The organism is Hahella sp. HNIBRBA332, from assembly GCF_030719035.1.
Classification (GTDB): domain Bacteria; phylum Pseudomonadota; class Gammaproteobacteria; order Pseudomonadales; family Oleiphilaceae; genus Hahella.
In genome coordinates, this window is sequence record NZ_CP132203.1 from 2,771,867 (window position 1) to 2,786,917 (window position 15,051).

Genomic DNA, 15,051 nt, shown 5'->3' on the forward strand with positions numbered 1-15,051 from the left:
GGTTTGCCGTCAGCGTCTTTTCCAATCTGAGGCGAAAAAGCGCTGGTTCTTACAGAGCGCCGCCAGAGATCAGTGCTGAGTGATAATCGTCTGCGCTCTGGACAGCGCTCCTTGAACAGGGAGGGAGGAGCCGAGTTTTCCTGGCATCTAATGTTTCATGACGACATCGGGATCAAAGGTCAGGTCTTTCGTCTCTACTTTTTTTACTCCACGGACGCTCTTGGCGGCTCTCACAGCCGCTATCTGCTCGCCAGCGCTGTGCAGGTGGCCGGTCAATGTCGCCACACTGTCATTCGTGCAAACTCCGATGCTGAGCCCAGGCGCCTTCTTGGCGCAAAACAAAGATAGTTTGACCTTCATGGTTATCCAGCTGTCTTTAATGAAGCTGTTGTCGCCTTTATTCGGGCTTGCCGAATTTGTGGCCGCCATTGGCGAAGCTTCTTCGGCCTCAACATTATTTTTGTCCATGATTGCGTCTCCTGTTACCTGATTCACATTGGAGTGATGAGCATACAATCGAGAACGACGGTGGTCGGTGCGTTATCGCACTTACCCATAGGCTCCGAACTTTGCGGCCCAAGCCAGAAAGTTATCTGACTCGGGTTGTTTGACGACGGGAAAGCGCCAAGCTTAAGAAACCAAGCATAAAGATAGCGAAGACTCCTGGCTCAGGGACGCTCACCCCTCCTTCGATTACATCATTGGCGCAGGTGGTCGTCCAACGCAGCCCCAAAGCCGTGGACACGCTAAGGTCCATGATCCCCAAGTCCGCCAGAGTCAATGTGTAAGAGATAACCCCTGGCGCGCCTACCGTAGAGCTCACTCCACTTAAGTCAGCGTTTGACGTTTCACCTGCCACCATGGTCGCTTTAGATGTGTTAACACTGACCTCCTGATTGTGACGAAAGTTTGTTCCTGGGCCTGATAGTACTAACTGATCCATATAATCGACTTCAGATATGCTGTACAAATCGCTGGTATCCGTATCGAGCGCGTATTCCCAGTGCTCGCCATTGCTAACGTCATCAGCGCCGTAGCGATTTGCCGCTGTGCCGTGGGGGCGCCAACCATTAGTGCTGATAAATAAATCACCATACTTATAATCAAGGGAATCAGCCCCTTCGAAAAAATTCGTAAATACAGAGACATATAAATTAGCGCTGTCGTAAGTTACTTCCATATGAGTGATCTGGTAAACGTCTGGGTTGCCAAGTACATCGCCATTGTACGAAAGACCCGCACCGTTATAACCATCATCAATACTTACAGCCTGTGCGCTGATTGTAGCCATACATAGAGCCAATACAGTTAGTGCCTGTTTTATTATAGCGTTCATAACAATTCCTTTTAAATTTCAAAAAAGATTAGTACAGCGACCATTCCAAATGGCGTCGATCATGCCATTAACATTTACTCATTTATTATCAACACGGAATAAGATCAGCCATAACCTGCAACCTTATATTTAACAAATTTACTGACACAAAACTGTTAAGCTTAGAAAAACAGATCAAAAATACAACAAAAAAGCCTCAAAATAATACATTAAATCGCAGATCTATAATTATATTTCAAATACACATCTAATATTTAAGGATAACAACACCCCATTTTCGATTAAATATTTTGCAACACGCCACGAGCAGAGCTCCTAAGTTCTCTGCTTGAAAGCCCGAATAATGAAAGCAGCCCAATACCCAATAGAGTTAGTCCTCCAGGTTCCGGCACAATCATTTCTTTTGTGACTTCACCGGTAATCTCCAAACCTGTGCTAAACCGATATTGTTCACCAATTGTGAACGTAGCCGCTAACATCGGCATTGATGAGTCAAGTACATCATACTCAAATGACGTTAGTGGGCTGACTGAGTCTAGAAAAAAATCGCCAAGTGTTATTTCATCAAATGTGACAGGATCTAACCCGATAACGTCCTCTGAAAACCATCTTGTGCTGTAGTCAATTGCTCCGCCCTGCGGTATCTGGTCCCCTGGAAGACCCACTGTTGCGTTAAAGCCAGTTGAGTCAATTAAGCTCGCGGTAACAGTGCTACTAGAAAACAACCCCTCCCAGTCACCCGTAGTCGTAATCTCAAATGTTGCCAATCCTTGGTCGATAGTACCCGACATCGCCTGCAAGCCAGCGAGATTGGTATCGTATGTAATTTTCCCTTTTTTATCTTTGAAATCAGCTAGCGTTAGTGAGCATTCGACAGCCCCTTTACATGCTATTGTGACTTCTCCGCCGCCTTTTTTGGGAAGCTTTATGCTTTCGCCTCCCCGAAGCGTAACAGTTGCTTTGGATTTGTCCTTTGAAGTCCAGTCCTGAGTAATTAACGCGCCATAGGAGGTTAACGGATGTCCAAGAAAAAGAAAGGCGCCTGTATACAAAAGCCATGAGTTTTTTCGAGACGCCATTCTATTCCTACCTAGCATAGGCAATGCAGTATTATCTCTCCCATTAACATGGTGATTTTTTTGTTCTTCCATCGAGACAGACTCCATTCATTGATAATGATTAAATGTTAAAAGGATAATCTCCCCCTCTTAAAAACCCATTCTTAAAGAAGGAAGTTTAGTTGCTAAAGCATATAAAATGGATCAGGCAATTACGGGATTATTTATCAGGTTTCTCCCCATAAGATATAAGGAAATCCCTTGCCCTGAATTCAACCATTAAATGCGCAACCATACATTAGGCCTGACGCATTTCTGGATCGCGTTAAACGCTCTTGTTTTTGGTGGAACTCGGGGCGGAAATAATCGCAGCGACCACGATGCCGCCTTCCGGCATCATCAGCCCTTGCTTCTGCAGTTGTTTGTTCACTTCTTTGAAAAGCGCTTTGCTCAAACCGTGACGCTCCAGCAGGTGACGAAAATGGAGTATCGCGGTTTCATCCGGCAATCGATCTGACAGGCGCAGGCCAGCAAAGCGGATACGGCGGCCGGCCATTCTCACCCTTGGGATAATAGGGGGCGACGTTCTTCTCCAGCCGTTCCCAGGGAATCAGCTTATCCATCCGCTCCAGAAAGATTTCCCGGCGGGTCTTAGCTTCTTAATTCTGCTATTCGGCTTCGGAGAAAGTCATCTACTCCATGGAAAGTCTTCCTGCAGAGTTAGGCAGCCGTATTATGACTGACTCTGAGAGTTATTCAGAGGTTCCTTAAGCTATTGAATATCCGGCGGCACCGTCAGATCGTACTTGGCGACAATGGCGTCGAACTCGCCGCTCTCCTTCAGTCTTAGCAGTTCCTTATCAAAACGATCGCGTAAAGCCGTCAGACCCCGCGCCTTGGAAAAAGCGATAAAACTGGGCAAGCGCTCCACTTCCAAGGGCAACCGGGAGATATGTTTGTTGAAGCCGGTTTTATTCAGCTCCCAGTCCGCAACGTAAATATTGCTGATCAGGACATCAATTCGCCCCAACATCAGCTTCTTGAAATTCTGCTCAATATCTTCGACGCGCTGCACTCTCAATTGATTACGCATCTGGTCAAACACCGCGCCGTAGCTGATCGTGGATACCACGCCGAATTGCTTATCCTGCAGGGCGAGCAAATCGCCATTGAAATTAATGGGGGAGTCTTTCCTGGCGTACAGCGCAATAACCTGGGGAATCAGCACCACGTTGGAGTAGTCCAGAAACTGCTCCCGCTCCGGGGTTTTGTAAGCGGTGAATATGGCGTCCGCATCCCCTTTGCGCACCCGATCCAGAGAGCGGCTCCAGGGATGCACGTCAATGCTGACCCGCAACCCCAAGGCGGCCATAATGCGATGCACCACCTCTACAGCGACGCCAGTGGGCTCGCCATTCTCCCCGGTAAACTCCAGCGGAGGAAACTCCAACGTGACAAAACGATACTCCCTCTCTTCGGCCCGGATGCTTTGACAAGCGATCCCCCAGGCAAACAAAAACAACAATATCGTTTTAAACATGCAGCCGACATTCTCTAGAATTTTATTCGTTGATTAAGAGTAGCTTAGGGCGATAGCGCACTCAACCAATGGCGAATCATAACGCGCCGGAACATGGCCCGCAGCAAACAAAGTCACGACAGATTGCTTGATTTTTTTGGCTATCGAAACACCAATAGCGATTACGACCCCATCAGTAACTGGATATAACTTACTCCATCCTTCGTTCCAACTATTTCGAAGTCTTCCAGATAGACATGGTGGTGGTCGCCGGTAGTGTGAATCATCTGGTTCGCTGTTTTGGCCAGGTCCAACCAGGTTGGGTTTTGCAGCAGCTTACTCTGGTAGCTCGTTCCCTCCCCCCAGAACACGTCATGAGGTTGCACCACAATAACGGGTCCCTCTACAGCGATTTCGTGCAGGTTATTAACCGGCATCCCTTTGGCGTCCTCCCCGTAGGCGCTATAAATCACCACGCACTCCTGCGGTATGTCGACGCAGACCTGATTGGCGATGGCGTCCATTTTCGCCTCCCATTCATCATCCTGAGCATTTGCGTGGGCGATATCGCCCCATAACAACAACGCCAGACAGACTATCCCTTTCTTCATGTTTTAAACGCCTCTATTTAGGTGGTAATTCGGAAGTCGGGGCCGTTTTGGGCTGGGCTCCAACCTTGATCCAATGCAGTTTTGATGAGTTTCGCCACGTAAGCAGGGGTGATGCTGAAGTCGCTCAGATCAGAGCCATAGAGAATCTGCTCATACAGCAACTGACCAGGAGCTTCCGCCAGTTCGACATAAACGTCCAGCCAGCCATCATTACCGCTGCTTCTCCAGCGGTACTCTACATTATCCACGGTGATTATCCGGCTCTTCTTCTTTGGCATCGTCATGGTGTGGCCCTATCAGCGCGCCCCTGTTACCCTACTTCGCGTTATTATTAATATGGCAATGATATTGACATGTTAATAGTCAGGCGGCTAGCCGCGGGAGACAGGGCCTGACATGTGCAGGCCCTGTCGTTGCAGACAAATCTATTTGTCTGCCTGATTAATAAACAACAGATTGACGAACACCCCAACAGATTTATAACCCTGGCGCCCATTTCGCCAACCCTCCACATGGCGAGCCGCTGCGTTCTATTTCAGGACTAGACACAGTCCTTTGCAATCCTCTGCTATATAATTATTCGAGAATACGTTTATCTTGGGCAACTCTATACTTTGCAGTGAATCCGCAAACACGGACATCCATGCGCTATTTGTTACCGGCTATTGTCTTTCTGCTGACGACCTGCTGCGTTCAGGCGGAAAATCATGCCGCCGACGCCCCTACTGTGGTGTGGCGCGGTCCAGTCGCCGGACCGGCGGCGCAGCGAAACAAAAACATTGTGTTCGTGTCTCAGGACTCCAATAACGGCGGCATATCCAGTCTATATCGACATTTTCAGCTTGCCGCGCAGCAGCTCGGCTGGAAGTTGGAATATATCGACAGCAAAAACAATTTGCAGAGCGCCAAGTCCGCCGTCTTGCAGGCGGGCCGCGCCAAGGCGGACGCCATTGTGCTGGGCGGGGTTTCTCTCTCCAGCCTTCGGGACGAAGCGCGCAGCGTTAAACGCCAGGGCGTCATACTGGTGGGCTGGCACGCGGCGGCGGAGCCAGGACCGACCGAAGAGCTGTTCAACAATATCGCCACCCCGTCCTTCGCTGTCGCGCAGATAGCGGCGCAATACGTGGTGCAGAACAGCGAGGGCAAAGTGGGCGTGGTGATATTCAACGACGCCCGCTTTGAGGTAGCCAACGCCAAAACTGAAAGCATGCGTAAAATCATCTCGCAATGCGATCGCTGCCGTGTGCTGTCCATTGAAAACATCAGCCTCGGACAAACTGTGACGGAAATTCCCAAAGCCGTGGACAGGCTGGTGACGGAGTTCGGCGACGCCTGGACTCACAGTCTGGCTATCAACGACCTGTATTTCGACTCAATCAGCTTCCCGCTGCGTAAACACAATCGCACAGACATTCGTAATATTTCCGCCGGGGACGGCTCCTTTCAGGCGTTGAACCGCATTCGCAGCGGCCTGTCCACACAGGTGGCGACGGTGGCGGAACCCGCCGGCGTGCAGGGCTGGCAACTGGCGGACGAATTAAACCGCGCCTTCGCCGGAGCGCCTCCCAGCGGCTATGTCACTGAACCGCTGCTGATCACCTATGAGAGCGTACATAAGACTGATATCTATAACCTCGGCGGCGACATTCCCTACCGGGAGTGGTATGAGAAAATCTGGTTTGGCGCGCCGCTTCCGTCCACGCAGTAGACGGTTACTAATCATCCACATCCGTTAAGTTGCAGGGAGACATCGCGATGATGGACGCACGCGCACAGTTTGACGGCTATGGCTATGTCCATATTCCCGCTTTCCTGACGCCTGAATTGATCCTCCGTTACAACAAAAATCTGACTCAAGTAATGCAGGACTGCCTACACGCCCCCGCACAGCATGTGGCGTTTTGCGGCGCTCAAGCCTTGTTTCGCGTTAATGAACTGCTACGCTACTTCGGCGCGCACACGCTGTATATCTTGGGCTTGCCAGCGCTGCGGCGGTTGACGGAATCTCTGTGCGAAGGCGAAGCGGTTTGCACTTACGAATCGCTGTTGGTGCGTTCAGCCGCCAACGCCAGTCGGGTTGATTGGCATCGCGATATGAATCATCAACAGGATGGACGGATCTTTACCTTGGGGATCTATCTCGACGCAGCGCTGGTCGAAGAAGACGCGCTGCAGATATTACCGGGTCATCATTTATCCGGAGCCGCCATTTCCACATTAACGCCAATGTTAGCTGGCGGAGAGATTACGCCTGCACGGCTTCCCACTCAACCGGGAGACCTGTTGCTCCATGACGTCAGGCTACCCCACGCGTCTCCGCCAATCGTCAGCGATCGTGTGCGCAGGACCCTGTACTTTGAGTTCCGTCCGCTACGGTTGCTGCAAAACGCCGACCCGCATTGGCTGACAGAGCGCCGACGCCTGAACGCCGTCGCTAAAACCCTGTATGCGCGCGTGCATGGCAGGGTGGATGCAGAGTGGTCGTTGACACGGGAGGAAACGGACTGGTTGCAGGTTTTATATCAACAGAGACAAGTATTGGAAGGAGCGGAATATGCGTCCAGTGCGGGAACGCAGGCTAACTTTAAAACGCCACCAATGAGGACAGAAAGAAAACAATCACTCCCAGAAGCAGCAACTCCGCCAAGCCAATAATAACGCCATACAGAATGCGCAGAGAGCCAGGCAGTTTACTGACGAATTTTCTGTCGTACGCCCAGTGGCTCATCTCGATGGCCCCCAACAGAGGCAACCCCATCAATACAGCGCCGATCCAGAAAGTCATCGAGGGATATTCAACAGGCCCTTTCACTAACCAGAGGCCCAAGCCACTCAGGAAACTCAATACGAGGCATACGACGAGGGTAAATGTGCTGACGCCCTTTTTTCCATAAGGGTTAACGTCTTTCAGACTCCAAGAGTCCTCTTTGTTCATTTTTCTAATTTTCCATAACGCAGATTCGATGTAGCAGGCCATATCATAGGAGCTAACGTCCTTGTTGAGAACCTAAAGATAACAAATTATCTTATTTTTCATTTAAAGTTCATAAAAATCAGCCATTTGCATCGCCATTTCAACCTAATCCCAGTGCGCTCTTCGTCGTAAGTACATATGTGGACTTAAACGTTTTAGATTGTTTGCGTATATTGCCCGCCCTGATTAAATACAACTACTTGTGTGCTTTTAATACAATGATTCAATTAAGAAAAACACTGGCTATCGCTATCGGCGCCTGTATATCGCAGTTTACTTGGGCGGCTACCCCACACAGCGTGGACGTTATGGTGGTTTACAGCGCTCAAGCGCAAGATCAGTACGCCAGCATCGGCGAAGAAATCCAGCAAAAGATCGCCGACTACGTGGCTTTCACCAATCAGGCTTTCATTAACAGCAAGGTGGATATTCAGCTGAATCTGGTCCACAGCGAGGCAATCCCCAACGCCACACTCAGCGTGGACAACCAGGGCATCAGCGATTCTCTGGCATCCTTGCAGCAAAGCCGTTACGTCCGTGAACTACGCGGTCGCTATCAGGCTGACCTGGTAATGATGTTGTACGATCAAAATGATCCTGCGTCAGCCACCTGCGGCGTTACTGCTCCAGGCGTACTATTGGCCAATAAAGGCATTTTCTCCATCAACAATATCGATAACGCTTACGGGCTAGTGGACGTGAACCCTAATTGCGCGATTAGCTTGTCAGGAGAAAACATCACTGAATATCACTTTGCGCATGAGCTAGGCCATCTGTTTGGCTTGGGCCACGGCCTGCCCACAGAGCAAAAAGAGTTCGTCACGAATCAAGCGATGCTGGACGCGTTATTCCAAATGCTGGGTAGCGCAGGTTTCTATAGCAGTCGTCCAGCCTTACCATTCGCCACGATTTCCACACTTGAGGAAGCCGTCGAAGCGCAGGTATATCCTCTACAATATGCTTTCGCTCTTGGCTATGGCGGCGCTGCCACCCGCGACGTCTCCACCATCATGGCCTACCCTCAGGATCATCGTTACGCGCCTTGGGTTCCCTACTTTTCCACTCCAGACGTAAAAGCCTGCGAGTATGGCATCACTCCTTGCCAGGAATCCGAAAAAGTGGCGATCGGCGGTAATCTTGGCAACGGCCTGCAAGCCAACAACGCGCTTGCATTAAATCTGGCGGCGGAGCAGGTCGCCAATTTCTGTCAAAACGACCAGCAGCTCGCCGGGGCCAAGGGAACTCCCATGCAGTTTGCCGTGGGCGCGCCCAAAGCAGGCTGGCACCTGGATAATCTTGAAATAGATTTCTCCGATAAAAAGCCAGGCGCAGTTTATTCCTGGATTGAAGGCGAGGATGAACTCTCTGTCGTCGAGGTGGATATCAATGGCGAGCTGACCAATGTGCTGCAAGTGGAGAACGCCGCCAACCTTCCTACGGCCGGCGTTAACCTGACCTGCGACCTGAAACCTGGCGACGTTTACCGTCTGCAGGCGAAAGTCAAAGGCCTGGAAGACGGCGCAGCGACCCTGTGGCTCTACTACGAAACCCTGAGCGGCGCGAAAGAATGGTTTGAGGTAAGCAGACAAACCGTCACCGCCAGCGACTGGACCACCCTGGAAGCTGCGGTGCAAATGCCGGACGACCTGACCCATGTCCAGGCGGTGATTTACGGCGTGGATCAAGCCAAAGGCTTTATGCTGGAATCACTGGAAGTGTCTGAGGATCGGGCTCTTTAATGTCATACGCCCATTGGAAGTCCTTTCTAATGGGCGTTTCTCTTGTTTCAGGATCCAGTAGTGGGAGGATTTGATCCAGCAGATGTCGTGTGCGTTCTAATTCAGTCTGAATATAGGACACGGCGTTCTGCTCAGGCGTCGACTCTTTGTCTGACCGTAATCCATTCTCCATCGAGCCCGCCGCCTGCAAGTTGTGTTACTCCGGCTCCACAAGTACTGTTCACAAGTATTGTCCATACGCGCTATCGCGCGAGGCTGGCCTGTGCCGCATCAGGTATGACCGTTCTCCTGCATCAGTTCGTCCAGCTCCTCCAGAACCTCATCAAACTGAAGATTGGCCACTTTCTCACGGATGGACTCAAACCTTCCGCCGCCGCACATGACTTCCAATGGCGAGCGAATACGGTCGAAGTAATCCAGCGCTTGCATGTTGCGGCCCTCCAGCAGTTCACGCCAATGCTGCAGCATCTCCAAGTCCAGCTCCTCAGTATTCGCGCAGCCCGTTGAGGGCGGATATTGCTGCGACCACGCTACCAGTTCTCTCAGCATTGCGTCCATCTGACGCTCCAGCGCATTCAGCAAGCGGCTTTTGTCTGTATTTGAGTCGGCCCGTATGCTTTCCTCCAGCTCGCCGGCGCATTCCGCCACTTTATCCGCGCCCAATGTGCCCATAGAGCCCCGCAGTGTATGCGCGAGACGCAACGCCTCCGATAAACGCCCTTCAGTGATGGCGCTGCGAATATTCGCCATCGGTTGCTTACCGCGCCCCAGCACCTGACACACCAGTTCACGCACATGATTTCCCAGTGAACTTTCCTGTTGGCCCGCCAGCAGTAACTTGGAGTAATCCAGCGTGCTTTGTTTCGGCTTTATCTCATCCTTCACTTTTGCGCCTTACCTCGCCAGTTTATCCTGTTTTTCTCGTATCCCCGTCTAGACCGTAGTTTGCTCCTCTACGTCCTCTCCAGCGCAATGGACGCGCCCTCTTCCCGCCTGCTTCGCCGCGTATAACTGCTGGTCCGCCTCTTTGATCAAATCCACGATTTCGGTATGTCGGATCGGATATATCTCCGCCACGCCGATGCTGACGGTCACTACATCGGCGATTTCCGAATCCTGGTGTTCGATGCCTAACGCCCTGATGGAGGCCTCCAGTTCGCGTCCCAGCTGACATGCGCCCGCCGCTTTGGTTTCCGGCAAAATGCAGGCGAATTCCTCGCCCCCGTATCGGGCGGGAAGATCGTCAGGACGCTGCAATATCTGCTTCATGCATCCAGCCACCATCTTCAGACATTCGTCGCCGGCGATATGGCCGTAGCGGTCATTGAACTTTTTAAAGTAATCCACATCCAGCATCATCAGGCTTAATGGGTGACCGTTGCGTTTACAGCGACGCCACTCTCGCTCCAGACGCTCATCAAAAAAACGTCGATTAGCGACCCCGGTCAGTCCATCCAAAAACACTAGCTGTCGCAACAGATCCGCTTGAAACTTCAGCGTCAGATGAGCACGCACCCGGTTGCGCACGGTGGAGGGGTTGATCGGTTTGGTGATGAAGTCAACGCCGCCGGCGTCCCAACAGGCATCCTGCTCTTCCGGCGTGTTATGGGCAGTGACGAAAATAATGGGGATGTCCCGGGTTTCCGCCGAGAGCTTCAATTGCCGGCATACTTCCAGACCGTTGGTATCCGGCATAATGACGTCCAACAGGATCAGGTCGGGAATGTCTTTCTTGCAGAACTCCAACGCCTGCGTACCGCTGGTGGCCATAAAGACGTCATACTCACCAGCGAACAATCGATAGATCGCCTGAATGTTGATAGGTTGATCATCCACCACCAGGATGCGCGCCCGTTTTTTTTCAATCTGCATTGGCATGTCAGTTTCCGATATAGTCCGAGGACTCCAGCTGTTTCAACATGTCATAACACAAAGCCAGCGCCGAGCTGAAATCGAGTTGGTTAATACTCTCCTCCAACTCGTCAACGGCTTCCGGCAACTCCGCCGCGTATTTCCTCTTGAGGTTTTCAAAAAAAGAAATCGCCTCCATGTTGGAGGCGCGCACCAGCGCCGCCAGTTCCTTGAACTCACAACGCAGGTCTCGCTCCTGCCGCGGATCGGCCTCGGGAAGTAATTGCGCTGCTTGTTTGGGGGCCAGGATGTTATCGATCGCCACTACTATTTGTGGTGTTCGCTCCATCTCGCGCCGTAACGCCGCCAACAGTTTGTCGTCCAGCTCATGACTACGCAGCGCCTGCTCGACATCCTGAATGATGTTCATCTGCCCGGCGGCGCCAATGGAGCCCGCCAGTCCTTTTAGTGTATGCAGGCCATTCGCCATCTGTTCCGGATCGTCCTGCGTAATGAAATAAGCGTCCCATCTGTCCAGCAACGCCAAGACTTCTTTTCGATAACCGGACAACGCCGTTCGGTAGGTGGTCAGACTGCCGCCGAAACGCGCCAAAGCAGCGGCCACATCAATTTGCAGGCTATTGGCGAGTTGCAGTTCATCATGAGTAAACAGCGACTCAGAGGTATGCAGTGGCGTGACCTGTTGCAGACGACATTCCAGCCCGGTCTGCTTGAGAATCACTTCCACCAACTGTCCCAGCTCGAACGGCTTGCCGACATGATCGTTCATGCCAACGCTGAGGCAGGCTTCACGGTCTGAAGACATGGCGTTGGCGGTCATGGCGATGATCGGCAGCTCCGTCAGTCCCAAACGGTTGCGTATCTCCCGCGTGGCGCAATAGCCGTCCATGACGGGCATTTGAATATCCATCAGCACCAGGTCGTAAGGCGGCTGCCCTCTCTTGACCATTTCCACGCACTCGGCGCCATTGCTGGCGACTTCAACTTGCGCGCCTTCGCTACCCAATAGCTCCAGGGCTACCTGCTGATTGGTGGGATTGTCCTCCACCACCAGCAGCTTCAGTCCCTTGAGCATCTGTCCCGAACTGCGCCAGTGGTATGAGATGGAACCATGGCGACCCGCCGCCCGTGCGTCCGCCACCGAGTCCAGCAATATGGAAGCCGTAATGGGTTTGACGATAAAGCTATCGAGCATGGTCTCGTCGCCGCTCTGGCTGTGACGTTCGAGTATTTCTCTTCCCTGGGCGGACATCATGACCAGGATTGGACGCACATCGCCGAAGTCCATGGCGCGAATTTTACGGCAGACATCCAGGCCGCTGTCAGTAGGCATGAGATAGTCCACAAAGACGACATCGTAGGGACGGCCGCTGTCTCGACTGGCCTCCATATAGGCGATCGCCTCCGCCCCTGACGCCGCCAGATCCGTACGCCAGCCGAACCCTTGCGCCATGCCGGCGACAATTTCCCTGGCGGTTTCATTGTCATCCACAACCAGCACATTGAGTTTATGTAAGTTCGGGATAGAGCGGCGCGGCCCCTGTACGCCGTCCACCACGCCCATTTTGACGGTGAACTTAAAGGTGCTGCCAGAGCCTGGCGTGCTGTCCACACTCATTTGCCCCTTCATCAGGTTCACCAGTCTGCGACAGATCGCCAACCCAAGCCCGGTACCGCCAAAACGACGAGAAGTGGAGGCCTCCGCCTGAGAAAAGCCATCGAAAATGTTTTGCAGATTCTCTGGCGAAATGCCGATACCGGTGTCCCGCACACTGAAGAAAAGCTCCAGCTCCCGGTCTTTGCGCTGCAACAGTTTGGCTGACAGCACAATCTCACCAGCATCCGTGAACTTGACGGCGTTCCCCACCAGATTGATAAGGACCTGCTTCAGCCGCAGCCCATCGCCCAGCATGTCATAGGGGATCTCAGGGTCGATATCGAACAGCAGCTCCACCGGTTTACCGCCCAGATTGGCGGACATGATGACGCCAACCTCGCGAAATACCTGATCAATATTGAACGGGTGCAGATCCAGACTGAGTTTGCCCGCCTCCACTTTGGAGAAGTCGAGAATATCGTTGAGGATACTCAGCAAGGTGCGGGCGGCAGCCTCCAGCTTATCCGCATAGTCATGCTGACGATTGGTCAGCACTGTACGCTGCAGCAGTTGCAGCATCCCCAGAATCGCATTCATCGGGGTGCGGATTTCATGGCTCATATTGGCGACAAACTCGGATTTCGCCATGCTCGCCGCTTCCGCCACGTCTTTGGCTTTCTTGAGTTCTTCCGTACGTTGCCGCACCTGTTGCTCCAGGTTGGCGTTGAGTTCATTCACCTGCTTTTCAATCGCCTTTTGCGCAGTGATGTCGCGAATGGTCGTGGCCGCGCCCAACACCGCTCCGTTGGCGCCGCGCACCGGGGATACGGTGACGGAGACGTCAAACTCACTGCCGTCGCGCCGCTTGCGCGTGGTATCGAAATGGCTCACCGGATCGCCCCGGCGCAACCGCTGTAAAATGTACTCCTCTTCAGCCAGGCGCGACTCCGGCATAATCAAGGAGACCATGGTGCGCCCCACCGCTTCCTCCGAGGTGTAGCCAAACATTTTTTCCGCCGCCTGATTCCAGCTTATCACGACCCCTTCCAGCGATTTGCTGATGATGGCGTCCGTAGAACCGTCGACGATAGCCGCGAGACGGGCTTGTTCCCTGTTTATCTGAATGCGTCGGCGCAGGTTCAACATAAACAGATAAAGCACCACTCCCAATACCGCCACCGCCACCAGCACCGCCGCAATCACTACTTTGCCGGTTTGCGCCGCGCGCTCGGCGAGGAAGTCGTCAGAGACCGCCTTCACCAATGTCAAACGCCGACTGGGGTCACGCTGATCCAAAGGGATATTGGACATGACCGCATGAATCAGTCCGTGGGGCCCTTGAAAGGCTTTCATGCGCTCATAGGAGTCATATGCCTCCGACAACCTGAACAAGTCACTCCAGCGATAGCGTTCGCCAATATCAAATCCAAATACCTTGTTACGGTCAGGATGAACCAGAAAATCACCATCGCTGTTGAGCAGGTATGTGGAATATTCCGACGCCACGTCCGCGGCCAATTCGTTGAGTATTTCCGCAAACTCGACATTAATCACTACCATGCCGAACAGGACGCCGCCTTCCTCGTAGATTGGCACGGACACTCGGATCACGGGTCGATGAGGGGTTTCCAGTTGGTTATTTTGCTCACGATTCAGGGTGATGTCGGAGACATACACCTCGCCAGCCGCCTGTTTGAGAGTTGCCTGAAAATAATCCCGCCCTTCTTTAATTTGCAGTTGCTGCTCCTGCGCCGTCACCACCCCTTCCTGGGTTCGGTCCACTCGTACTATCTCTCTCCCTGCGTTCGCCACGCCGATATAGCGTACTTGGGCAAATCGCGGATTTTCTTTCATGAATTCGGAGAAAATCACCTGCAGTCGCTTTTTCCACACCCACAGGGTGTTGCCTTCCTGGGGGTCAAAATCGTTGTTTCTGATGGCGCGAACGATACCTTGAATGGGTGGCGTGTTGGACAGGAACCGCACGTCCCGACGAAACAAATCGAGCTTGCCGAGAACGGCTTCCGCCCTTAAATCCGTCTGCTCCGCCAGTCGGAGGTCGTAATTACGGTACTCTTGATCAAGCTGATAGGAATAGGCCAGGTAATAGAATGGAATCGCCAGTGCGCCAAACGCCAATACGACCGCCAGCAAGGTCCGCATATGTAACGCAGATGTGTCTGAAAGCCTGGCGCCCGCCATGGATGCCCCTCCCTAAAAAGAAACCAATGGTTTCTTAGATCTCCTTACGAACTATTAGCCTGGAGCCAGAGTCCGCTTGTTCATGTCTCCACTTTTACAGCTTAGACCGTAATCAGATACATGCGAGAAATGCGTAATAAGCA

14 protein-coding genes are annotated in these 15,051 nt (G+C 52.4%); 3 read left to right on the forward strand and 11 right to left on the reverse strand.

The features are described 5' to 3' along the window. Positions 1–147: 147 nt before the first annotated feature. The 7 genes from O5O45_RS12390 to O5O45_RS12420 all read right to left on the reverse strand — a co-directional run bounded on the left by O5O45_RS12390 (position 148) and on the right by O5O45_RS12420 (position 4,808). Entirely contained in the window at positions 148–468 is a 321-nt protein-coding gene (locus O5O45_RS12390) for a BON domain-containing protein (RefSeq protein ID WP_305905534.1), read from the reverse strand. A 121-nt stretch (positions 469–589) separates the two neighbouring features. After that, a complete protein-coding gene (locus O5O45_RS12395) occupies positions 590–1,336 on the reverse strand; it encodes a PEP-CTERM sorting domain-containing protein (RefSeq protein WP_305905535.1) in 747 nt (248 codons plus the stop codon). Positions 1,337–1,617: 281 nt separating this feature from the next. Further along, on the reverse strand, positions 1,618–2,487 hold the full coding sequence (locus tag O5O45_RS12400) for a hypothetical protein (protein WP_305905536.1): 870 nt from the start codon (positions 2,485–2,487) through the stop codon (positions 1,618–1,620). Between the two features lie 232 nt (positions 2,488–2,719). Further along, positions 2,720–2,950 (reverse strand): transposase, encoded by a 231-nt coding sequence (locus tag O5O45_RS12405; RefSeq protein WP_305905537.1) that lies wholly within the window; start codon positions 2,948–2,950, stop codon positions 2,720–2,722. Positions 2,951–3,166: 216 nt separating this feature from the next. Beyond that, the gene (locus O5O45_RS12410; RefSeq protein ID WP_305905538.1) at positions 3,167–3,934 is read right to left on the reverse strand and encodes a substrate-binding periplasmic protein; all 768 of its coding nucleotides are present in this window, start codon (positions 3,932–3,934) and stop codon (positions 3,167–3,169) included. A 161-nt stretch (positions 3,935–4,095) separates the two neighbouring features. Continuing rightward, complete coding sequence (locus O5O45_RS12415) at positions 4,096–4,524, reverse strand: hypothetical protein (RefSeq protein WP_305905539.1); 429 nt, start codon at positions 4,522–4,524, stop codon at positions 4,096–4,098. A 17-nt stretch (positions 4,525–4,541) separates the two neighbouring features. Beyond that, a complete protein-coding gene (locus O5O45_RS12420; protein WP_305905540.1) occupies positions 4,542–4,808 on the reverse strand; it encodes a hypothetical protein in 267 nt (88 codons plus the stop codon). 359 nt (positions 4,809–5,167) lie between these two features. Here O5O45_RS12420 and O5O45_RS12425 point away from each other — a divergent pair, with 359 nt between their 5' ends. Together O5O45_RS12425 and O5O45_RS12430 are read left to right on the forward strand one after the other, a co-directional pair. Next, positions 5,168–6,232, forward strand: a complete 1,065-nt coding sequence (locus O5O45_RS12425; RefSeq protein ID WP_305905541.1) for a substrate-binding domain-containing protein — start codon at positions 5,168–5,170, stop codon at positions 6,230–6,232. 47 nt (positions 6,233–6,279) lie between these two features. Continuing rightward, on the forward strand, positions 6,280–7,179 hold the full coding sequence (locus O5O45_RS12430) for a phytanoyl-CoA dioxygenase family protein (protein ID WP_305905542.1): 900 nt from the start codon (positions 6,280–6,282) through the stop codon (positions 7,177–7,179). Here O5O45_RS12430 and O5O45_RS12435 read toward each other — a convergent pair. Beyond that, positions 7,109–7,459, reverse strand: coding sequence for a hypothetical protein (locus tag O5O45_RS12435; protein WP_305905543.1), 351 nt, complete (start codon positions 7,457–7,459; stop codon positions 7,109–7,111). The genes O5O45_RS12430 and O5O45_RS12435 overlap by 71 nt on opposite strands. A gap of 257 nt (positions 7,460–7,716) precedes the next feature. Here O5O45_RS12435 and O5O45_RS12440 point away from each other — a divergent pair, with 257 nt between their 5' ends. Then, complete coding sequence (locus O5O45_RS12440) at positions 7,717–9,237, forward strand: zinc-dependent metalloprotease family protein (protein WP_305905544.1); 1,521 nt, start codon at positions 7,717–7,719, stop codon at positions 9,235–9,237. A 270-nt stretch (positions 9,238–9,507) separates the two neighbouring features. Here O5O45_RS12440 and O5O45_RS12445 read toward each other — a convergent pair whose 3' ends face one another. Genes O5O45_RS12445 through O5O45_RS12455 form a run of 3 tightly spaced genes read right to left on the reverse strand, consistent with a single transcriptional unit; the run spans position 9,508 to position 14,908 of the window. Then, positions 9,508–10,122, reverse strand: a complete 615-nt coding sequence (locus tag O5O45_RS12445; RefSeq protein WP_305905545.1) for an Hpt domain-containing protein — start codon at positions 10,120–10,122, stop codon at positions 9,508–9,510. A gap of 48 nt (positions 10,123–10,170) precedes the next feature. Continuing rightward, the gene (locus O5O45_RS12450; protein WP_305905546.1) at positions 10,171–11,115 is read right to left on the reverse strand and encodes a GGDEF domain-containing response regulator; all 945 of its coding nucleotides are present in this window, start codon (positions 11,113–11,115) and stop codon (positions 10,171–10,173) included. A gap of 1 nt (position 11,116) precedes the next feature. Continuing rightward, positions 11,117–14,908, reverse strand: a complete 3,792-nt coding sequence (locus O5O45_RS12455; RefSeq protein ID WP_305905547.1) for a response regulator — start codon at positions 14,906–14,908, stop codon at positions 11,117–11,119. Positions 14,909–15,051: the final 143 nt, after the last annotated feature.